Genomic DNA, 20364 nt, shown 5'->3' with positions numbered 1-20364 from the left:
AGTGGATCACGATCGGTATTTTTTCAGGAAGTTCAATTTCTGCTCCCCGCGATCCGCCCGCAGTAGCATCCCGTCGCCCGCCCGCATTCACCCGCCCGCAGTAGCATCCCGTCGCCCGCCCGCATCCGTCCGCCCGTGGGCCAGCCTCCGACAAGGACGCGGCAGAGCTGCGGGAGGCACGGGCAGCCGCTGCCTCACGCCCCAATTGTTTATTTTTTGGTCAAATGCACTATTTGTATCAATGGGTTTGGTTCACTGTGTTGCTTGTGTTTTCCAGGCCGGACGGTATAATTGTACTGTTAGCGAATCAAGATCTAAGGAGGACTTTATGCATAAAGTGGTATATAAGCGCCAGCTCAGCCACGACATGTTCTGGATGGAGCTGGAGGCCCCTTACGTAGCCGCAAAAGCCCGGCCGGGGCAGTTCATCATTTTCAGGGTGGACGAATACGGCGAGAGAGTGCCTCTCACCATGGCAGGAAGCAATAAGGAAAAAGGTACCATCACCATCATCTTCCAGGCGGTCGGCAGGAGCACGAGCCTTCTGTCCCAGGTGGAGGAGGGCGAGTCCATCGCCGACATCACGGGACCGCTTGGCCGTCCTACCGAGATGGAGGGCTTGAAAAGGGTCTGCGTCGTAGGCGGAGGCACCGGCAATGCCCTGGCGTATCCTGTTGCCAAGGGACTTCACGACGCCGGCGTCGTCGTGGACATGGTCAGCGGATTCAAGACCGAGGAGCTCATCGTACTTGAGGACGAGTTCGAGGCAGCGGTGGACAATTTTTACCTCATGACCGACGACGGAACGAAGGGCGAGAAGGGCTTTACCACCGACAAGCTCAAGGCCCTCATCGACAGCGGTGTTCAGTACGACGAGGTCATCACCGTAGGACCTCCTGTGATGATGAAGTTCGTGTGCAAGGTCACAGAGCCATACGGCATCAAGACCGTGGCGTCTCTCACTGCCCTCATGATCGACGGCACGGGAATGTGCGGCGGATGCAGAGTTTCCGTGGGCGGCGAGACCAAGTACGCCTGCGTCGACGGACCGGAGTTCGACGGCCAGCTGGTGGACTGGGATACCCTGATCGCCAGGAACGCATACTACATGCCTGAGGAAAAAGAAGAGAGAGAGCACGTGTGCAGACTGACAGGAGGTGTGAGACATTATGAATAACAGCATGGTGAAAACACCGATGCCATCCCAGGATCCCAACGTCAGGAACGGCAACTTCCAGGAAGTAGCCCTGGGATACACAGAGGAGATGGCCGTCAGCGAGGCTCAGAGGTGCCTGAACTGCAAAAACAAGCCTTGTGTCAGCGGATGTCCCGTGAACGTGCGCATCCCTGAGTTCGTGGCAAAGGTGGCCGAGGGAGATTTCGAGGCAGCCTACGAGATAATCACCTCAACGAACTCCCTGCCTGCCATCTGCGGCCGCGTGTGCCCGCAGGAGACCCAGTGCGAGGGCAAGTGCGTGAGGGGCATCAAGGGTGAGCCTGTTGGAGTTGGCCGTCTGGAGCGTTTCGTGGCCGACTGGCACAGAGAGCACCAGGAAAAGGAAAAGGCTTCCGCCGCCGCGGCGAACGATAGCAACAAGGACAAGAGAGTGGCAGTCGTGGGTTCCGGCCCTGCGGGACTGGCCTGCGCCGGCGACCTGATAAACATGGGATACGACGTGACCGTGTTCGAGAGCCTCCACAAGGAAGGCGGAGTTCTGGTCTACGGCATCCCTGAGTTCAGGCTCCCTAAGGACATCGTGGCATACGAGATAGACAATCTTAAGGCCAAGGGCGTGAAGTTCATCAAGGACGTGGTGATCGGAAAGTCCCTGAACGTGGATGACCTTTTTGACGAGGGATATCAGGCCGTTTTCGTCGGTACCGGAGCAGGCCTGCCTAGATTCATGAACATCGAGGGTGAGAACCTCGTGGGCGTGTACTCCGCAAACGAGTACCTCACCAGGATCAACCTGATGAAGGCCTACAGAGACGACTACGACACACCTATCAAGAAGCACAAGAAGGTGGCAGTTGTCGGCGGCGGAAACGTTGCCATGGACGCGGCCCGCTGCGCAAAGAGGATGGGCGCCGACGTCCACGTCATCTACAGGAGAGGCAGGGACGAGATGCCTGCAAGGGCAGAGGAGATCGAGCACGCCGAGGAAGAGGGGATCATCTTCCACCTGCTCAACAACCCTGTTCGCATCCTGGGCGACGACAAGAACGAGGTGGAAAAAGTCGAGTGCATCAAGATGGAGCTCGGTGAGCCGGACGCCAGCGGCAGGAGAAGACCTGTGCCGGTGGAGGGTTCGGAGTTCACCATCGACGTCGACGCCGTAATCATGGCGCTGGGCACGAGGCTGAACAGCCTGATCTGCGATACCACAGAGGGCCTGGATCAGAACGACAGGGGCGGTATCAAGATCGACGAGGAGAACAACGCCTGCACGAGGCCGGGAGTTTTTGCAGGCGGAGACGCAGTAACAGGGGCGGCCACGGTCATCAAGGCCATGGGCGCAGGCAAGAAAGCCGCGGCAGGAATAGACGCTTACCTGAACAAGTAAGATCATGCGACTGCTAGGACATGAGCCTGAAACTTCGCGAATGCAGTAATAAGGTAACGATGAGAGGAAGGCGGGTCGCGCCTTCCTCTTTTTTCTGGCGGCGCTTAGAAAACAAAAGGCGTACGGGCCTTTGCAAAAAACAAATTGACGTATTCCATCGCCGGTGATAGAATGATACAGCTGTCAGGCTGGATCACGGGGATCTGTCGGCAGACTCTAACAGAAAGAGGCGAACAACATGAAGGAAGGAATCCATCCTGAGTATAAGGAATGTAAAGTTACTTGCGCATGTGGAAATACGTTCACTACTCTGTCAACTAAGGACGAGATGAGAGTTGACGTTTGCTCTGAGTGCCATCCGTTCTTCACAGGTCAGCAGAAGTTTGCTAGCCGTGGCGGACGTGTAGAGAAGTTCAAGAACAAATACAACCTTTAGGGAAGCAAAATCAGGAGGGGCTGACGCAGAGAGCGGCAGCCTCTCTTTTGGTGTACCCGATTGTTTCACCTGCCTGACACACGGAGAAAGCATTTTCGGAGGACGGAGACGGTGCAGCGGGGCATGGCCATAGCGTGCGGACACGCCGGGGCACCGTGACAGAGGAACAAATCTTTTTCAAGAAAACACATTTTTCCCCATATATAAAACACAGGAGAACAGAAGATGTTTGACAAATTGGATTTTACCCTGGAGAAATACCAGGAGCTGGCCCGCAAGGTGGCGGATCCGGCCATTATCTCCGACCAGCCGACCTGGCGGAACTACATGAAGGAAATGGGCGAGCTGGAGCCTATCGTGAACGAGTACAAGGAATACAAGAAGACGAAGGAAGAGATCGACGAGGCCAAGGAGATCCTTGAGGCCGAGGACGATGAAGAGCTGAGGGAGATGGCCCGGGAGGAGCTCAAGGAGAACGAGGACAAGTTGGAGCAGCTCCAGGAGAGCCTGAAAGTGCTCCTTATACCGAAAGACCCTAACGATCAGAAGAACGTCATTCTGGAGATACGTGCGGGCACGGGCGGAGACGAGGCGGCGCTTTTCGGAAACGACCTGCTGAGGATGTACCTGCGCTACACCGAGCGTCACCGCTGGAAGGCCGAGATCATCGAGATGAACGACACGGAGATCGGCGGCGTCAAGGAGGCGGTGGTCCTCATCAAGGGAAAAGGAGCCTATTCCCGCCTGAAGTACGAGAGCGGCACCCACAGGGTGCAGCGCGTGCCTGAGACCGAGTCCAGCGGAAGGATACACACTTCGGCGGCCACCGTTGCGGTCCTGCCGGAGATCGACGACGTCGAGGTGGACCTGAATCCGAACGACGTGCGTGTGGACGTGTACAGGGCCTCCGGCAACGGCGGACAGTGCGTAAACACCACGGATTCCGCGGTAAGGCTCACCCACATCCCTACTGGACTGGTGGTCACGTGCCAGGACGAGAAATCACAGATCAAGAACAAGGACAAAGCCTTCAAAGTTCTGAAGTCCAGGCTTTACGACCTCAAGCTGAAGGAGCAGAACGACGCCGTTTCAGCTGAGAGGAAGAGCCAGATTGGATCCGGAGACCGCTCCGAAAGGATCAGGACATATAATTTCCCTCAGAGCAGGGTCACAGACCACAGGATCAATCTGACCTTGTACAAGTTGGATGCAATTCTCGACGGTGACCTGGACGAGATCATCGACGGGCTGATCACACAGGATCAGGCGGAGAAGATGAAGAATTTTTAATTTCTGACTGGAGCATTATAATGGAAACACTGAGACTTGAGACTGATCAGGACTCAATTGAAGAAGCAGGAAAGATCATCAGGGAAGGCGGCCTCGTCGCCTTTCCCACGGAGACGGTCTACGGATTGGGAGCCAACGCCTACGACGCCAGGGCTGTGAAATCAGTGTATTCTGCAAAGGGCAGGCCGGGGGACAACCCGATGATCGTCCACATCGCCCACTTTGACCAGCTGGAAGACGTGGTATCGAATGTGCCCGATATTGGCAGGCAGCTGATAGAGGTCTTCTGGCCTGGTCCTCTTACCATCATCATGGAAAAAAACGAGGACATCCCCGACGTAACCACCGGCGGCCTGAACACCGTGGGGGTCCGCATGCCTTCCAACAGGACGGCTGCGGCTTTTCTCCACAGCTGCAGAGTTCCCGTGGCTGCACCGAGCGCGAACCTTTCAGGCAAGCCGAGTCCCACCACGTGGGAGGACGTGCTGGAGGACATGGACGGCAGGATCAACGGGGTCCTGATGGGAGAGCCATGCGATGTGGGCATTGAATCCACGGTCATCGACGTCACCGGGGAGCATCCGGTGATACTGCGGCCCGGATTCATCACCGCGGAGATGATCACCAGATCCCTTGGGCTGGAGGTCACGTATGACCCGGCGCTGTTCCAGGATCCCGGGGAAAAGGGGGAGTTCCACCCGAAGGCTCCGGGGATGAAATACAAGCACTACGCCCCGAAGGCACAGGTCCAGATCGTGGAGGGGGACGAGGAAAAGGCCCTCGCCATGATCGCCAGCCTCAGCGCTCAGGCACAGGACCTCGGGAAAAAGACCGCCCTCATAGACTACGGCCGTGACAGCCGGGCCGCGGCGAAGGACTTTTTTTCCCGCCTGAGAGAGCTGGACAGAGAGAATGTTGATATAATATACGTGTATGCCCTGCCCGAGAAGGAGCTGGGGTTTTCCGTGATGAACAGGATGCTGAAGTCCGCGGGGTACAACGTGATCCACGTTTAAACCTCTGGAAAAAGGCGCTGTGAGTCCGCGGCGGCCGGCGGCCCTGAGACAGGCTGCGGTGTCCGTGGAGAGAGGCGAGGAGCCGGGAGGAGCGAAATGAAAATTGCATTGGCGTGTGACCACGCCGGATACGAGATGAAGATGGCTATCAAGGAAAAGCTGGAAAAGGAAGGGTACGAGATCCTGGATCTTGGCACCGATTCCACGGAGTCCGTGGATTATCCGATCTACGGCAAGGCCATAGGAGAGGCTGTTGCCCAGGGAAGGGCCGAAAAGGGGATAGCCGTTTGCGGCACCGGCATCGGCATTTCCATAGCGGCCAACAAGGTGAAGGGAATCAGGTGCGCCCTGTGCACCTCCGTGGAGATGGCGAGGCTGGCAAAGGAGCACAACAACGCCAACATCCTGGCTATGGGCGGCAGGACCACGAGCAAAGAACTGGCTTTCCAGATGATCGATGAGTGGTTCAATGCCGAGTTTCTGGGTGGAAAGCACCAGAGGCGCATAAACATGCTGGACGAGATGTAGGGATCTGGCCCGGGGCCGGGTATTTCCCACGGAAGGCTGGCGGTATGCTATAATGTCAACGGTCTGTCAAGACCATGACGTTTGAGCTTATAGACGAAAAAAGACGATGTATTTGGTCGGTCAGGCAGCGGTGCCGGCATGGCAGCCGGCAGGACCGGGTCTGAGATGAACAGTGAAGGGAGATCTGCCATGAGTGAAAAGCTGGGCAAGGTGTATGTTTTTGACCACCCGCTGATTCAGCACAAGGTCGCAATGATGCGCAAGAAGGACACAAACGTAAAGGAATTCAGGGAGCTTGCTACAGAGGTGGCGACTCTCATGGGATACGAGGCTACAAGAGATCTTCCACTGGAGGATGTGGAGATCGAGACTCCGATGTGCAAGACAACGGTGAAAATGCTGAAGGGTGAGGACATCGCCATTGTTCCTATCCTCAGGGCAGGGCTGGGATTCGTGGACGGAATGCTGGCTCTTGTGCCGAACGCCAAGGTGGGCCACGTGGGCCTCTACAGGGATCCCGAGACACACCAGCCGATCGAGTACTACTGCAAGCTGCCTAGCGACATAGACAAGAGAAAATCTTTTGTGGTAGATCCTATGCTGGCCACCGGCGGATCCGCAATCGCGGCCATCGACTTCATCAAGAGGAGAGGAGCTACAGATATCACATTCATGTGTCTCATCGCCGCCCCTGAGGGGATCGACGCGCTCCAGAAGGCCCATCCGGATGTGGACATCTACATTGCGGCAAAGGATGAAAAGCTGAACGATGATGCCTATATCCTGCCGGGCCTGGGAGACGCAGGAGACAGACTGTACGGAACAAAATAGTCTGTCACTGTGGATCCGGAGGTGCCTCCTGCGGGCAAGTTTCTGGCTTTGTACTGAGACAAGAGGCGTCTGTACCTTTGAAATCTCGAGAATTTGAGAAAAACAAAGGATACAGATGCCTCTTGTTTTCATGGTTTAGTTTTCCGACTACCACGGGTATGTGGAAATTGAGAACCGTTCCCGCTGACGATCCGGCGGCACTTCGAACCTGATGATGGGGTCTGGGGCCACAGTGATCAGCGGGCACAGTTATTGCGGGAAAATTTGTGTGATCACCAAAAACATGGCCCCAAAACTATTGCCTATAGTGTATAATCGTATTAAATTTCCGCGTACATCGTGCACGGAAGAATTCAGCACAAGAAAAGGAGATATGACGATGTTTAAAATTCCTGACAATGTGAGCAAGTACGACAATGTATACGACGTACTGCAGGAAAGAGGCTTCATTGAACAGGTCACAGATCCGGAAGCAGCAAGGGATCTGCTGGGCCGGGAGAAAATAAAGTTCTATATTGGCTTCGACCCTACTGCAGACTGCCTTCACGTAGGCCACCTCGTGCAGATCATCGTGATGATGTGGATGATGAAGTACGGTCATACTCCTGTTGCACTTATCGGCGGTGGTACAGGAATGGTGGGAGATCCTTCTGGCAGAACTGACATGAGAAGGATGATGACTGTTGATGAGATCGACTACAACTGCGCCCAGTTCAAGAAGCTTTTTGACAGGTTCCTGGACTTCGACGATGAGTGGAAATACGAAGGGAACGGCGGAGTTTTCGTGCCAGGTCACGAGAACAGGGAGCCGCTGCCGGGCAAGGCTGTAAGCGTAAACAACGGCGCATGGCTGAGAAACCTGAACTTCGTGGAGTTTGTAAGCCAGATCGGAAAGAATTTCAGCGTTCCTAACATGCTGAGAGCAGAGGCGTTCAAGAGAAGAATAAACGAGGGAGGTCTTACTTTCTTCGAGTTCACCTACATGCTCATGCAGGCTTATGACTTCTATGTAATGGCAAGGGACTTCGACCTTAAGATGGAGTTCGGCGGAAACGACCAGTGGTCCAACATTATTGCAGGTGTGGATCTGTCAAAGAAGGCTTCGAACCTGGATGTTTACGGAATGACCTTTGCTCTTCTCACCAAGGCAGATGGCCAGAAGATGGGCAAGACCGCCAGCGGAGCCCTGTGGCTGGACGAGAACAGAGTATCCGTATACGACTTCTTCCAGTATTGGAGAAACGTGGACGACGCCGACGTCAACAAATGCCTGAGAATGATGACGTTCCTTCCTATGGATGAGGTCAACAGACTGAGTGCTCTTGAAGGGGCTGAGATCAACAAGGCCAAGGAAGTTCTGGCCTTTGAGGTTACAAAGCTGGTTCACGGCGAAGAGAAGGCAAGAGAAGCTCTGGAGGCATCCCGCCAGGTATTCGTTAAGGGCGGAGCTGCCGCTGCAGACATTCCTTCCATTGAAAAAGACGGTACTGAGTTTGAAGGCGATGGTGTCGGCCTTGTAAGCCTGATGAAGGAGCTGGGCCTCGTTAGCAGCAACTCCGACGGCTTCAGGACCATCGAGCAGGGCGGCGTGAAGCTGAACGACGAGACCGTGACCGACAAGAAGAAGGCGATCACCACGGCCGACTTCAAGGACGGCAGGCTGGTCATCCAGAAGGGCAAGAAAAAGTTCATGGCGGTAGACATCAAGTAGCGGCTGCCGGGGGACTTGGACGGAATGCGGGAGCCTGTCGCAGTGCCGGGATCCTGCACGATGCCGCAGAAATAAGCGATTTGAAAAGGCCGGGCACACGCCCGGCCTTTTCTGGTGGAATAACATGCGGTCAAATGCATGTCGTCTTATGTGGCTTAGCTGTTATGAATCGTTATAAGTTGATATAAGTACGGAGATGTTTTTCTACTCTGATCTCGTAACACCTTTCTTGAGCTTGCTGCGCACGATCGTAAGTGCAGGTATCACCATGGTAGGGATCCCGATGTATCCGATGATGGATGTGCCCTGCTGAAGAAGGGCTTTCATCCCGAAGGATGCTCCTATGGCTGCTATGCCCAGGAGGATTACTGTGATCACAGTGCGGCGGAGCTGAACGCTTTTGATGAAGCCAAACTGTGCGTCGAACCTGCGGCATCCTGCGTTCGCGAGCCCTGCTGCTGAAGTCAGTACGGCAAGAGTCATCAGGACTACGAAGAGCATCGTGAGCCATTTATAACCGAGACTTCCAAGCACTGCCATGATAGGTACCGGGATGACACCAGGGTCACACAGATCAGGGATCACGGTCACATAACAGAACAGAGTGAATGCGATGGCGATCATCAGGATAACTGTGATGATGTATCCGGCTATCATCGCTTTCTTCGTGTCTTCTCTCGATTCAAGAACGTCCGCTACAGACATTACGTTGAATGCGATCGTAGACTGGAAGCAGCCGTAGAGCATAGCACTGAGGATCGCATAGAGAAGGTTAGGCTCCTTTGTGCTGATCGGAGGGGCCGCAACGGCAGCGCTCAGATCATAGTGCCCTTTTGTAAAGCTGATGACCGCGATCAGCAGCACGACTGCAACGATGGCGTACATCATGTACTTTGAACAGATCGAGAGGATCTTGGCCCCGTACAGGCAAAGCAGAGCGGATACGATGATCGTAGGGATCGCTGCTCCCCAGTACGAGAATCCGAAGTTCATGAGAACATTCGCTTCGCCCGAGAAAGCCAGGCCGCCTGCACACATCACGGTAGCCAGGAACAGGATATCATAAATGAATCCCATGACGTTTCCAAAGGTCCCGCCGAAACACGATGAGCAGAACGGTCGATAGTTGGAAGCCCCGCTCGCACGGGCATACTCTGTCAGATAGAAGATGACGCTTCCGGTGATGAGCATTGCCAGCAGAGGCATCACCAGGCCAATAACACCATACTTTACATAGTAGTTAACTGAGAAGGCGCCGGTCGCAAATCCCGGTCCGAAATGACCTCCCAGCCATACGGCTGCCACTCCCATATAAGAAGCGGTGAATATACTTTTCTTTTTCATGACTCGTCCCCCTTTCATAAGATCTACAAGTGAGCTGATCTGTACAGAAAGGCCGGTATTACTTGTGGTCGAATGTGGTTCGTCGTTCGACTTCCGGATCCAGTCTCGCTGCCATCGCACGGTGGAGCGGGTGAGCCAGATACGTTGTCAGCTGCTCCTCTGACTCGATCTCTACAGTAGCAAGAATGTCGGCGTTCGTGTCGCGGTCGATCGTGTTCCTGTAGACACATGGATTCATAAACCAAGGAAGTGCGTTGTCCAAACCTCTGAAAGTACTGCGGATTATTTTCTCGGCTTCATCCAGATCCTGCTCTGGTTTGAATTTCAGAAAAACATAATGTTTCATTGTCCCGTCTCCTTTCCAATATTAAATTTTTCGTATGAAAAACACCGCTGGCCGATAAATACTCTTCTGCAGCAACAGGGAAGCTGACGAACTTTCCGTTCTGCGATTTTCGAGTATTTATGTGAACCGCGGTGTCACAATGGTTTGCTGTCACCCTCAGGACTCTGAAGGGTTACTGCTCTTTTGATTTGACTTTATTATATAGTCTCAGTCTTCATTTTCAATGTTTTTACACAAATTCACTCGATACAATTTATTTATTATAACGATTTAATAAAAGTATGGTAATTTTTTAACGTACAAAGTCGTGTTGGTCACCAGAGAAAAACAACTGATCGGGAGTGTGATATGCACTCTATCGCAATTATTTATGTTCATATTTTTGTATCCAATAGCGATCATTCAAATAGTATAATTTTTACAAATAAACAATGGGATTCTGTGAGATTTCACCAATTAACATCAACGGGGGAGCAGCTTATGACACTAAAACAACTTCTATATGCGTTGAAAGTCGCTGAGATCGGCAACATGACTGAGGCCGCTTCAAGGCTTTTCGTATCACAGCCTTCGCTTACACATGCCATCTCCGAGCTGGAGAAAGAATTCGACATCACGATCTTCACACGCAGCAACCGCGGGCTCACCACGACGAGGGAAGGTGATGAGTTCCTCGGATATGCCAGGAGCGTGATCGAGCAGGCCAATCTGCTGGAGGAGAAGTACGATCGCGGCGACAACAGCAATCTGCGTTTTGCCGTCTCGTGCCAGCACTATTCATTTGCGGTCAGCGCTTTCGTTGACGTGATAAAGCGCTTCCCTGCGGACGAATACGATTTCATTCTCAGGGAGACCGAGACCTATGAGATCATCGAGGACGTGAGCCTGCTCAGGAGCGAGGTCGGCGTTCTATATCTCAGTTCGCGCAACCACGATGTGTTGGAAAAGGTGTTCAGGAAAAACGCTCTAGTCTTCACGGAGCTCTTCCGGATTAAGCCGCACATTTTCATAAGCAACAGCCATCCGCTCAGAGACCGCGACAGCGTTACACTGGAGGATCTGGAACCGTATCCATACCTCTCCTACGAACAGGGGTCGAACAATTCCTTCTATTTCTCCGAGGAGCCGCTGAGCAGCCTTGAACGGAAAAAGAATATCAAGGTGCACGACCGCGCGACCCTTTTCAACCTGGCCATAGGCCTTGACGGCTACACGGTTTGCTCCGGGATAATCGACACGAAACTTGACGGTCCGAACATCATTTCGAAGCCTCTCGATATAGACAGGGAAATGAGCATCGGTTTCATAAGAAAGAAAAATGTGCAGATGACCCGTTACGGCAGCGCCTACATCGATTTTTTGAGAGAGAGGGCAGTCGTTGGACAGATGTGATACGAGAGATGCGATTTTGGGATCAAAGTATCACGAAGCGACGGCATTAGCGTTGATCTGGTCGATCACCCCGCGGATGCCATTCCACACGCTGAGATCTGTAAATATTTCGACCACACTTCCTCTGTCCGTGAATGGAGACTCCTGCAATACGGACAGATCTTTCATCATGCCATTATGAACGATATATTCAACGATCTGATTCACGAAGTATATCTGCTTGTCATCAAGGCTTGTATCTTCCAGGTATTTTGAAAAGGCGGCTTTTGCAGCATTCATATCCAGGCCGACGATCTCGCGGACAAATTCACCTAAAGGCTTTTCGCCAAAGGCGGATTCGTAATCTTTTTTCGTTCCTACTTCGCTCCACAGGATCTTTTCCAGTTCGGACAGATCCTTTTTTGTCAGCGGAACGTTGGTTCTGAGCTTTGCGATCACCAGGTTGTCAGGGTGCTGTCTGACGTAGAATTCTGCCTTTGCTTTATAATTTTTCAGATCGTCATTTTCAAGCTGAGACTCATTCCAGTCTTCCCCAAGGATCTCATCACTGAAATTTGTGTCGTAAATTCTTCCATCTTTCGGAATAAATTTGATCAGATTCCTGAGGCTGATCCTGATATGCTCGAGTTCAGGGATCTCCGCATTGTCGAGGTAATCTGTTTTTAATATCTTATTGATCAATTCTGACTGTCTAGTGACTTCAGGGATCGTGGAGATCTTTGAGATCGCGGTCACTTTCTTTATGAGATCCGATTTTCCCTTTGCAGGATTTTTTCCGGCAAGGTATGCTAACTCAATGCCATACATAAGGGCATCAAAACGCACGGCATTAACTTCATCCTTGTCTGGATTTATCAGAGGGGATAATTCATCTTTTACAAGCAGTGTATCCTCGTAAGTAAGAGCATTATAATTATCCTTCTCTGAATACTGATCAACATATCTGATGTGCTGGCGTACGGAAAAATTATCTCGATTGATATCGCTGACCTTACAGGACATGTCGTTCACGAGATCTTTGCGATAATCAATCAGAGGATCTGTCTGATAAGCAATGTCCTGAAGCTTGTATGCCATCTCGAACTGGAGATTGAAGATAGCTCCCTGCAGCGCGATCTGCTTAGCCGTATTTGCACCCTTATTCATTCTGAAGAATTCGAAATTCCCGCAGAAATCGAAGATGTAGAATATCTTCTTATCTTCTCCATCTATCAGCCCTGGACATAATCTGGTGCCTCTGCCTATCATCTGCCAGAACTTGGCCTTGCTCATCACCTTCTTGAAGAAAACTAGATTCACAACTTCGGGAACATCAATTCCCGTATCCATCATATCTACAGAAATGGCGATCTGAGGGAGCTTTCGTGGATCCGAAAACTCATCGATTGCGCTCTGCGCATATTTCATGTAGTTGTCGATAACTTTTGCATAACCAGGCAGATCCGGATATTCTTTTCCAAATACCTCAAGTATTTTCTCCGCGTGCTTGTGATTCTTTGCAAAAATTATGGTTTTCCCCAGTGTTTCTCCGTAATTAATCCGGATGCCTTTTGTCATTAATACATCCAGAACTTTGCGTATGGTATCCTCATTGAAGACCCATTCGTTAAGTGCTGATGATTTTATGCTTTCAGGCAGATGACCGTCCTCTTCTTCGAATGTCTCCTCGTAAAATTCCTTCTCCTCTTCAGTCAATTCATCGTAGGAAATGCCCTGTTCTATAAACTTCAGCTTGCTTTCTACTGATACGAAATCGACCAGGAATCCATCTTTTACGGCCTGAGCCAGCTCATAGCCGTAAGTTGGAACTCCGTTTTCCAGCTGAAAAATTTCGTAGGTGTTTTTGTCTACTTCGTCCTTAGGCGTAGCTGTAAGCCCGACGAGAGGAGCGTCAAAATAATTGAAAATGTCTTTATATTTGTTGTAGATAGACCTGTGTGCTTCATCGCAGATGACCAGATCGAAATGCCCGCATGTAAAAAGCTTGCCCTCATCATCTATAACTGTATCGATACAGTTCATCATTGTCTGGTATGTAGAGAAAATACAGTGGGCGTTATAATCATCTTTGTCCTCACAAAGATTGGTGACGGAAAGATCTGGAAGTAGGTTTACAAAACTTCTTTTTGCCTGTGTCACCAGAGAATTTCTGTCAGCAAGAAACAAGATGTTTTTTACCCAGCCGTGCTGTAATAAAACATCTACAAGGGAAATGATCGTTCTGGTTTTCCCGGATCCTGTAGCCATTACGAGCAGTGCTTTCCTTCTGTTGTTGGTATCAAAATCCCTGCATACGGCCTTTACTGCTGCTTCCTGGTAATATCTTCCTGCAATATTTTTATTTATATGGATATGCTCGAGACTCGTTCGCATTGATCGCAAATTGAAGACCTTCTCCAGATCTCTCTTTGAATAGAATGCGGCAACAGGCCTTTCTGGATATTGGTTATCGATTATTCTGGTTTCAAAGCCATTTGTCAGGAAGATAATAGGTCTGCGCCCGTATTTCTTTTCAAGAATGTCTGCATAAAGCTTTGCCTGCTGACGACCTTTAGATACATCAACGCATGTCCGCTTTGCTTCGATGACAGCAAGAGCTTTTCCGTCATCTCCATACAGTACATAATCAGCATAACCGACCTCGGACTTGTTTGGCATACCCTGCAGTTCAACCTCATCAAGCCAGTCACGACCCTCTGTCCATCCGGCATCAACGAGCAGAGTGTCGATGTATATTTTTCTGGTTTTGTATTCTGTCAGTTCAAGTGGCTTCTGAACATACGTCTCTATCTGTGTTTCGCGGCGCTGGGTCAGCTGCTCTCGCAACTCTTTATTCTCTCGAACCAGCTCCTCGAGTTTAACATTTAGTGTATTATCCTCAGGCTTTAATTTGTCCTCATGATGGTTATCTGCCAGCTTAGGGTCATATTCTCTTTCCTCGTAATGATCTCCGTAGCAATATTCGACAAAGTCCATGAAGATGAAGAGATTCTGCAGGCATAGTTTCGCCTGGTCCATCGTCACTTTCCTGCCTGAATGAGCCGCCGCATTACCGACCTTCCTGATGAAATCCAGCCTTTTCCAAAGGTTGATATCGACTATCTGAAAGAATTCTTTTGTGTTCATCAAGCTGTTGAGGGAATCCTGGTAAGGCATCACAAGATCGCTGTCAACGGAATACATCCACTTGATAGCGAACTCTGCAGCGCGACGGCAATTCAGAATACAGGCCTCTTTATCTATGAAAAGGATCTTTTCTGCGGAAATTGCCACGTCCGCAAAAGCCTTGAATTTTGGTTCTTCTTTCAGGAAGTCAAAATTTGTCATCGTTTTACCCTTCAACTATGAAAAAAATGCGACACGTGATAATAACAATTTTGATTTGTCGATTTGCTCGCTGATTCTAACATATTCTAGCTGCTTATCCATCGGCGGAACAATTGTCGGTAGTCCTCGTAACTGTTTCATATTGATGCTTGCAATTCCAGTAGTCTGCTTTGCTGCACGCAAAAAGTAGGTTTTTGCTTTAGGACTCTGAAGAAATGCTGAAAAAAATCTAGGTAGAATCTGATTTTCATCTAAGCGTACTCTAAAAATATGATTTTGATGTATACAGTCGATAGGCGGTTCAGTAATTATAGAGCCTCTGCCGACCTTATCTGGATCCCCGCCTTCTGTCATAAGCACATCATCAGGAACTAATCGATATTGTTCAATTTCATCTTCAGTGGCAAGTATTGTCTTTACTGTTGTCCAGTCAATGTACCCATCTTTTACATTTGAAACAGCCATATAAGGAACTTTTCGTAAATGTGTGGATTTTGTCTTTCTTCCTTTTGTTATTCCAGACACAATATCTGCAATTTCTTCTAATTGTATCTCTTCGTAAACATCATTCTCTGACTCAAAGAGCTCGACAAATCGGGCTTTGATGAGTTCGTCTAGCCTGCTTAACTCTTCTTCGCGAAGTTTGATAACATAATATAGTCTGTCAAGTTGCTCACAAATATCAACTTGCTTCTTATAACCAACCTCGGTTACTTCGAATCTTGATACGAAATCGTCAATTTTAAGGTTATGTAATCCTGTAGTTTTGTTCTCAAATGGTCGAGTTCCTCCTCTTCGATAATTTTCAAAGAGTGAGTAAAACACATACTTTGGAAGCCAACATTCCTGATTTTGCACTCTAAGTAATCCAGTAAAGTTGTTGAATAGGTACGTGTTCTCTGGACCATCAAAGAAGATTACTCTTCCAACTGGTTGTTTATCGCTTCCTCCTGATTTTTCAATGATAATGTCTCCATATCGAAGATATTTATCAGCGATGTTTTTCTTCCTTATGGATCTCGTGACAATGTTCTGATAATTTATAACTCCCTCATTCGTAAAGTTAGTTGTTCTCAAGACTGGAATCCCATCTCCAGTTTCATCTTCCGTTCCCCATTCACCAGATAAAGCTTTACCCGTAATCTCTATCAATTTTGCCATTTATTATTATCCCCACAAATCTCAATTTTCTTTCAGCAGCAATTCCAGTTCCTTCAGTTCTGTCTGGATCTCGTTTTCTATTTCCTTGATATTGCCCAATATCTCTTCCGTGGGTGGATATTCAACTGGGACATACTCAATTTCCTTATACTTGTTTATGGAGAGGTCGTAGTCGTTTTCGGCTATTTCCTGTTTTGGTACCATGAAGCTCTGCTCTGTGCGCTTCCGCTCTTTTTCTGCATCTCGGTTATGGAATCGCTCTATGATGTCAGGAATATCATTTTCGCTGATCTCAGAACGCTTATCATCCAGACTGTACCCGTCGGCTTTCATATCGTAGAACCACACATCGTCAGTACCGCCAGCGCATGTTTTTGTAAAAATAAGCACTGCGGTCGAAACTCCGGCGTAAGGCTTGAATACTCCGGAAGGCATTGAAATAACAGCCTCCAGCCTGTTCTCTTCCACCAGTTCTTTCCGAATGGTTTTATGAGCCCTAGATGAACCGAACAAGACCCCGTCCGGTACGATACATGCGCACCGTCCACCCGTTTTCAGCATGCGAAGGAACAGTACCAGGAAAAGTAATTCTGTTTTCTTTGTCTTGCAGACCTTAAGCAAGTCCGTTGAAACAATGTCGTAATCAAGGCTGCCCTTGAATGGTGGATTGGCCAGGATCAGCGTGTACATTTCTCTGTCGGGGTTCTGGTCAGAAAGGCTGTCACGATATTCGATCGATGGATTTTCAATCCCGTGAGTCATCATATTCATGGCTCCGATCCGAAGCATCGTCCTGTCGGTATCGTATCCATGGAACATGTGATTCATATAATGCTCTTTCATCTTCTTGTCATAGAAGATCTCTTTTTTTCTGTTTTCTTTCAGGTATTCCCCTGAGGAGATCAGGAAACCTGATGTGCCACAGGCAGGGTCACAGATGATATCATTCGATTCAGGTTCCATAAGATCCACCATCATTCTGATGATGTGACGTGGCGTTCTGAACTGACCATTGACCCCCGACTGTGCAATTTTGTTCAGCAAATATTCGTAAACATCTCCACGGACGTCTGTATTGCCAGACTTTGAGATATCATCGAATATATCATCTAACCTGTCTACAACTTTTGAGAGCATCAATGGAGTGGGAACCTTGAAGATAGCATCTCCCATGTATTTTGCATACGCACTATCCTTATCGCTATGCAGGTTCTTTATGAAAGGGAAAACCTTTTCCTGAACGACAGAATACATGCGCTCCGCAGGGTAGTCCCTGAAGACAGACCACTTCAGCTGATCGCCATTTACTTTGATTCCACCTATTTCCACATCCTCGGAGAAAATGCTTTTGAATGGAAGCCCAAGCATTTCGCTCTCTTTGATTCGCCTTGTATCGGCTTCATCGAGATCATGAATAAACATGAGATATGTTATCTGTTCAATGACATCCAGTGGATTGGTGAGTCCTCCTGCCCAGAAAATATCCCAAATACCATCAACTTTGCTCTTTAGTTCACCTGTGATCATTTTATTCTCCGTCGTATATCTTTGATTTTACGTCGTTTATAATTTTACAGCTTTTTATAGTATTCGAACAACATTTCCATAAATTGTGCAAGTTCGCATGCACAAATAAAACAGGCGTTGTCGATATCTCAGGAGGACTAAAGTAAACTATCTCTGTCACGACCGTTGTACGGAAGTCTTCTTACTTCCATCACGGACTTGCCTTCTTCATGGATCGCCACGTAATACACCGTGTAATTCCCTACAACTTCTCCCGTATATCTCCGAACACTTCGTCGTGAGTCATTCTTTTCGAATCATTTTCGGCAGCGGCATCCGCCTCGTCCAATGCATACTCCACTGGATCCACCAGCCGGGAATATGCTTCCAGGCTCAGCACTACCATGGAGCCGTAGCCGTTCTTCGTGAGATATACCGGCTCTCCGTCTTTCACACAACTTTCGATCTCCGTAAACTTGTTGCGAAGATCCGAAACAGGCCTGATCTGGATCATAATTTTCACAACCTTACTTTATCATTATTTTATCCATATCGTGATAATGCGCCCGTCTATTAGTGTGTGTCAATGTGAAAGAATCGTCATTATCAAACACTCCCTTTGATTGTATAATCAAATCAGGATGTTTTCCGGCAGGGACCTCGTGGTTCCGCCGGGGAAAGGCAGATGGGATCTCGTGAGCCACACCTGGCTCGCGTTAGCTATCATTCTTTCGAAAGGTGGGTTTATCATGGTTGAGAGTGTTGATCTTAATGAGCTGAAGGCCGAGACCGAGAGGGTTTTCCGCAGTGGTTTCATGTGCTCGGAGACGGCTGTCTACGTGCTGAACAAGTTCTTTGACCTGGGGATGCCGGAGTCGGCGATGGCGATGGCAACGGGCTTTCCGTTTGGATTTGGAGACGGGGGCAACGTCTGCGGCGGAGTGGCCGGGGCCACCATGTGCCTCGGGATGGTGTTCGGCCGCACCGAGCCGGGCGACCCGAAGTACAAGAAATGTCTTGACCTGGTCAGGGAGCTCAACGACGATGTGATCGCGGACTACGACACCACGATCTGCCCGACCCTGATCCAGGACTACAACTTCAAGGATCCGGAGAGGAAGGACCACTGCGTTGGGATCATGATGTCGGTGGTAACGTCTTTCGCGGAGATCATGGAGCGGGAAAAAGGAGTGAAGATCATCCGGTAGGCTTGCGGGCGTCGGGCGGCCGGCGGCAACGGCGGATCCACAGGCCGGCCGCATGAGGCCGGACGCAGGCGACGCAAGTCACGCGGCCCCGTGAACTGGAGAACGAATGAAAGAAACTTTTTACAGGATAGACGCCGGCATGGAGATGCGCCTGGCGCTGATCACGGACATCCACAACAGGAGAGGCCTGGAGGTCATCAGATCTCTGAAAGATCGCAGGCCTGATATGATCCTTCTCGCCGGCGATCTGGTCCAGCGGCGGCGCTCCGAGATCCGGAACGGCGAGATCATTAACAGGAACGTGGCGCTGGGGGAGAAGCAGGAGAACGTGCTGCCTTTTCTGAGGGACTGCCGCGCGGTGGCACCGGTGTTCATGTCGCTTGGGAACCACGAGTGGATGCTGAGCGGCCGGGATCTCGAGGATCTGAAGGAAACGGGAGCGGTCATCCTGGACAACGAATATGTCCGGAAAGGGGAGCTGGTGCTTGGGGGCCTGACCTCCGGCGGATTTTACGGGTACAAGAAAAAGCCCCGCAGCGAGTGGCTCGGGGCATTCGAAAAGGAGCCTGGTCTCAGGCTCCTCCTTTGTCATGACCCGGAGTACTGGGCTCTGAAGCCGCCGTTCCTCAGGGAGAGAAATATCGATCTGGTCCTGTCCGGACACGCCCACGGAGAGCAGATACGGATATTCGGTCACGGGCTTTTCTCGCCTGACCAGGGGCTTATCCCCAAGTACACCGACGGGATGTTCACTGGCCCGAATGGGAGAATGATCGTATCCCGCGGCCTGTCCAATACCATTCCGGTGCCGCGCCTCGGAAACCCCACTGAACTCATCTACATCGACCTCGTCTGATAAGGTTCTCTTCCGATCCCGACTCTGACGCAGCGTCTCCAGCCTTGCTACTCCCCGAACCGGTCCTTTGCGATCAGGGCCGCACCGAGAGCGCCTGCGTACCGGCCGTCGGCCTGTGGCAGGACGGTGGCCTTCAGTTTTTTCGAGAGCAGCTCCGCAAAAAACTCGTTGCTGCTCAGCCCTCCGGTGATGATGATCGTGTCATACAGATCCTTCCGCTGCATGAGGGTCACCACCTTTTGCGCCACCGAGTCGATGACGCCGGCGGCCAGGTCTTCCTTGCTTTTTCCCTCGCCCATGTAGTTGATCACCTCGGACTCCGCAAAAACCGTGCATATCGAGCTGATCGGGATCGCGGTGCCTTTTCCGGCCTCCTCAAAAAGCTCCTCGATCGTCAGTCCCAGCCTGTTCGCCATGACCTCGATGAACTTCCCCGTGCCGGCGGCGCACTTGTCGTTCATCAGAAAATCCACGGCCTTGCCGTTCCGCACGTTGATGAACTTTGTGTCCTGGCCGCCCACGTCCACGATGGAGCAGTCCCGGCCGATGAGCTGGTAGCCGCCGCGTCCGTGGCAGGTGATCTCGGTGACCACCGCGTCGGCGTAGTCCACGGAGATGCGGCCGTAGCCCGTGGCGATGATGCCGGCGTTTTCAAGGTCGCCGATGGTCTCTTCGAGGTGGTCTCGGATGATCCCCGCTGTTATCTTGCTGTTCCAGCCCGTGGGCAGGACCTGGTAGAAAGGCCCTGCCCCGGCCCCCAGGACGCACACCTTCGAGGCGGTGGAACCGATGTCAATGCCTACACTGTATCTTTTGCTCATGTTTATCTATTCTCTTTCTCTGAAAAA

At 50.6% G+C, this 20364-nt stretch carries 18 protein-coding genes; 11 read left to right on the top strand and 7 right to left on the bottom strand.

Going from position 1 to position 20364, the window contains the following annotated elements; all coding sequences use genetic code 11:
• Positions 1–328 precede the first annotated feature (328 nt).
• The 8 genes from BQ7382_RS08065 to tyrS all read left to right on the top strand — a co-directional run bounded on the left by BQ7382_RS08065 (position 329) and on the right by tyrS (position 8376).
• Positions 329–1177: a sulfide/dihydroorotate dehydrogenase-like FAD/NAD-binding protein gene (locus BQ7382_RS08065; protein ID WP_077391599.1), complete on the top strand. Its 849-nt coding sequence runs from the start codon at positions 329–331 to the stop codon at positions 1175–1177.
• Positions 1170–2564: an NADPH-dependent glutamate synthase gene (gene gltA, locus BQ7382_RS08060; protein WP_331465918.1), complete on the top strand. Its 1395-nt coding sequence runs from the start codon at positions 1170–1172 to the stop codon at positions 2562–2564. The genes BQ7382_RS08065 and gltA overlap by 8 nt, the downstream gene beginning before the upstream one ends.
• Positions 2565–2802: 238 nt before the next feature.
• Complete coding sequence (gene rpmE, locus BQ7382_RS08055; protein ID WP_077391598.1) at positions 2803–3000, top strand: 50S ribosomal protein L31; 198 nt, start codon at positions 2803–2805, stop codon at positions 2998–3000.
• 225 nt (positions 3001–3225) lie between these two features.
• Positions 3226–4290 carry a peptide chain release factor 1 gene (prfA, locus tag BQ7382_RS08050; RefSeq protein ID WP_077391597.1) on the top strand — a complete coding sequence of 355 codons (1065 nt, stop codon included), beginning with the start codon at positions 3226–3228 and terminating at the stop codon, positions 4288–4290.
• 20 nt (positions 4291–4310) lie between these two features.
• Positions 4311–5306: an L-threonylcarbamoyladenylate synthase gene (locus BQ7382_RS08045; protein ID WP_077391596.1), complete on the top strand. Its 996-nt coding sequence runs from the start codon at positions 4311–4313 to the stop codon at positions 5304–5306.
• Positions 5307–5402: 96 nt separating this feature from the next.
• Positions 5403–5834 carry a ribose 5-phosphate isomerase B gene (rpiB, locus tag BQ7382_RS08040; RefSeq protein ID WP_077391595.1) on the top strand — a complete coding sequence of 144 codons (432 nt, stop codon included), beginning with the start codon at positions 5403–5405 and terminating at the stop codon, positions 5832–5834.
• 189 nt (positions 5835–6023) lie between these two features.
• Complete coding sequence (upp, locus tag BQ7382_RS08035) at positions 6024–6665, top strand: uracil phosphoribosyltransferase (protein WP_331465917.1); 642 nt, start codon at positions 6024–6026, stop codon at positions 6663–6665.
• A gap of 379 nt (positions 6666–7044) precedes the next feature.
• Complete coding sequence (gene tyrS, locus BQ7382_RS08030) at positions 7045–8376, top strand: tyrosine--tRNA ligase (RefSeq protein WP_077391594.1); 1332 nt, start codon at positions 7045–7047, stop codon at positions 8374–8376.
• 204 nt (positions 8377–8580) lie between these two features.
• Here tyrS and BQ7382_RS08025 read toward each other — a convergent pair whose 3' ends face one another.
• A complete protein-coding gene (locus BQ7382_RS08025) occupies positions 8581–9720 on the bottom strand; it encodes a hypothetical protein (RefSeq protein WP_077391593.1) in 1140 nt (379 codons plus the stop codon).
• 58 nt (positions 9721–9778) lie between these two features.
• On the bottom strand, positions 9779–10066 hold the full coding sequence (locus BQ7382_RS08020; RefSeq protein ID WP_077391592.1) for a Dabb family protein: 288 nt from the start codon (positions 10064–10066) through the stop codon (positions 9779–9781).
• A gap of 480 nt (positions 10067–10546) precedes the next feature.
• Here BQ7382_RS08020 and BQ7382_RS08015 point away from each other — a divergent pair, with 480 nt between their 5' ends.
• Entirely contained in the window at positions 10547–11458 is a 912-nt protein-coding gene (locus BQ7382_RS08015; protein ID WP_077391591.1) for a LysR family transcriptional regulator, read from the top strand.
• 30 nt (positions 11459–11488) lie between these two features.
• Here BQ7382_RS08015 and BQ7382_RS08010 read toward each other — a convergent pair whose 3' ends face one another.
• From BQ7382_RS08010 to BQ7382_RS07995, 4 genes are all read right to left on the bottom strand, one after another.
• A complete protein-coding gene (locus BQ7382_RS08010) occupies positions 11489–14785 on the bottom strand; it encodes a DEAD/DEAH box helicase family protein (RefSeq protein ID WP_077391590.1) in 3297 nt (1098 codons plus the stop codon).
• 15 nt (positions 14786–14800) lie between these two features.
• Positions 14801–15946 carry a restriction endonuclease subunit S gene (locus BQ7382_RS08005; protein WP_077391589.1) on the bottom strand — a complete coding sequence of 382 codons (1146 nt, stop codon included), beginning with the start codon at positions 15944–15946 and terminating at the stop codon, positions 14801–14803.
• A gap of 21 nt (positions 15947–15967) precedes the next feature.
• Positions 15968–17473: a type I restriction-modification system subunit M gene (locus BQ7382_RS08000; protein ID WP_077391588.1), complete on the bottom strand. Its 1506-nt coding sequence runs from the start codon at positions 17471–17473 to the stop codon at positions 15968–15970.
• Between the two features lie 241 nt (positions 17474–17714).
• Positions 17715–17966, bottom strand: a complete 252-nt coding sequence (locus BQ7382_RS07995; RefSeq protein ID WP_077391587.1) for a type II toxin-antitoxin system Phd/YefM family antitoxin — start codon at positions 17964–17966, stop codon at positions 17715–17717.
• A gap of 235 nt (positions 17967–18201) precedes the next feature.
• Here BQ7382_RS07995 and BQ7382_RS07990 point away from each other — a divergent pair, with 235 nt between their 5' ends.
• A complete protein-coding gene (locus BQ7382_RS07990) occupies positions 18202–18660 on the top strand; it encodes a C-GCAxxG-C-C family protein (RefSeq protein WP_159437271.1) in 459 nt (152 codons plus the stop codon).
• Positions 18661–18766: 106 nt separating this feature from the next.
• The gene (locus tag BQ7382_RS07985; RefSeq protein ID WP_077391585.1) at positions 18767–19516 is read left to right on the top strand and encodes a metallophosphoesterase; all 750 of its coding nucleotides are present in this window, start codon (positions 18767–18769) and stop codon (positions 19514–19516) included.
• A gap of 47 nt (positions 19517–19563) precedes the next feature.
• Here the strand turns inward: BQ7382_RS07985 and BQ7382_RS07980 are convergent, their stop codons facing one another.
• A complete protein-coding gene (locus BQ7382_RS07980; RefSeq protein ID WP_077391584.1) occupies positions 19564–20337 on the bottom strand; it encodes an acyl-CoA dehydratase activase in 774 nt (257 codons plus the stop codon).
• Positions 20338–20364 lie beyond the last annotated feature (27 nt).

Origin of the sequence: Mobilibacterium timonense (assembly GCF_900155555.1) — a bacterium.
Classification (GTDB): domain Bacteria; phylum Bacillota; class Clostridia; order Peptostreptococcales; family Anaerovoracaceae; genus Allobaileyella; species Allobaileyella timonense.
The sequence above is the reverse complement of the archived record's forward strand: the minus strand, read 5'-3'. Positions and strand labels throughout refer to the sequence as shown.

What these genes read in the sequence shown, in the direction of transcription:
- BQ7382_RS07985 (WP_077391585.1), top strand. Translation starts at nt 18,767, where the DNA reads ATGAAAGAAACTTTTTACAGGATAGACGCCGGCATGGAGATGCGCCTG.
- rpmE (WP_077391598.1), top strand. Translation starts at nt 2,803, where the DNA reads ATGAAGGAAGGAATCCATCCTGAGTATAAGGAATGTAAAGTTACTTGC.
- BQ7382_RS08020 (WP_077391592.1), bottom strand. Translation starts at nt 10,066, where the DNA reads ATGAAACATTATGTTTTTCTGAAATTCAAACCAGAGCAGGATCTGGAT.
- BQ7382_RS08005 (WP_077391589.1), bottom strand. Translation starts at nt 15,946, where the DNA reads ATGGCAAAATTGATAGAGATTACGGGTAAAGCTTTATCTGGTGAATGG.
- BQ7382_RS08000 (WP_077391588.1), bottom strand. Translation starts at nt 17,473, where the DNA reads ATGATCACAGGTGAACTAAAGAGCAAAGTTGATGGTATTTGGGATATT.
- BQ7382_RS08065 (WP_077391599.1), top strand. Translation starts at nt 329, where the DNA reads ATGCATAAAGTGGTATATAAGCGCCAGCTCAGCCACGACATGTTCTGG.
- BQ7382_RS07995 (WP_077391587.1), bottom strand. Translation starts at nt 17,966, where the DNA reads ATGATCCAGATCAGGCCTGTTTCGGATCTTCGCAACAAGTTTACGGAG.
- BQ7382_RS07980 (WP_077391584.1), bottom strand. Translation starts at nt 20,337, where the DNA reads ATGAGCAAAAGATACAGTGTAGGCATTGACATCGGTTCCACCGCCTCG.
- BQ7382_RS08025 (WP_077391593.1), bottom strand. Translation starts at nt 9,720, where the DNA reads ATGAAAAAGAAAAGTATATTCACCGCTTCTTATATGGGAGTGGCAGCC.
- BQ7382_RS08015 (WP_077391591.1), top strand. Translation starts at nt 10,547, where the DNA reads ATGACACTAAAACAACTTCTATATGCGTTGAAAGTCGCTGAGATCGGC.
- tyrS (WP_077391594.1), top strand. Translation starts at nt 7,045, where the DNA reads ATGTTTAAAATTCCTGACAATGTGAGCAAGTACGACAATGTATACGAC.
- gltA (WP_331465918.1), top strand. Translation starts at nt 1,170, where the DNA reads ATGAATAACAGCATGGTGAAAACACCGATGCCATCCCAGGATCCCAAC.
- rpiB (WP_077391595.1), top strand. Translation starts at nt 5,403, where the DNA reads ATGAAAATTGCATTGGCGTGTGACCACGCCGGATACGAGATGAAGATG.
- BQ7382_RS07990 (WP_159437271.1), top strand. Translation starts at nt 18,202, where the DNA reads ATGGTTGAGAGTGTTGATCTTAATGAGCTGAAGGCCGAGACCGAGAGG.
- prfA (WP_077391597.1), top strand. Translation starts at nt 3,226, where the DNA reads ATGTTTGACAAATTGGATTTTACCCTGGAGAAATACCAGGAGCTGGCC.
- upp (WP_331465917.1), top strand. Translation starts at nt 6,024, where the DNA reads ATGAGTGAAAAGCTGGGCAAGGTGTATGTTTTTGACCACCCGCTGATT.
- BQ7382_RS08010 (WP_077391590.1), bottom strand. Translation starts at nt 14,785, where the DNA reads ATGACAAATTTTGACTTCCTGAAAGAAGAACCAAAATTCAAGGCTTTT.
- BQ7382_RS08045 (WP_077391596.1), top strand. Translation starts at nt 4,311, where the DNA reads ATGGAAACACTGAGACTTGAGACTGATCAGGACTCAATTGAAGAAGCA.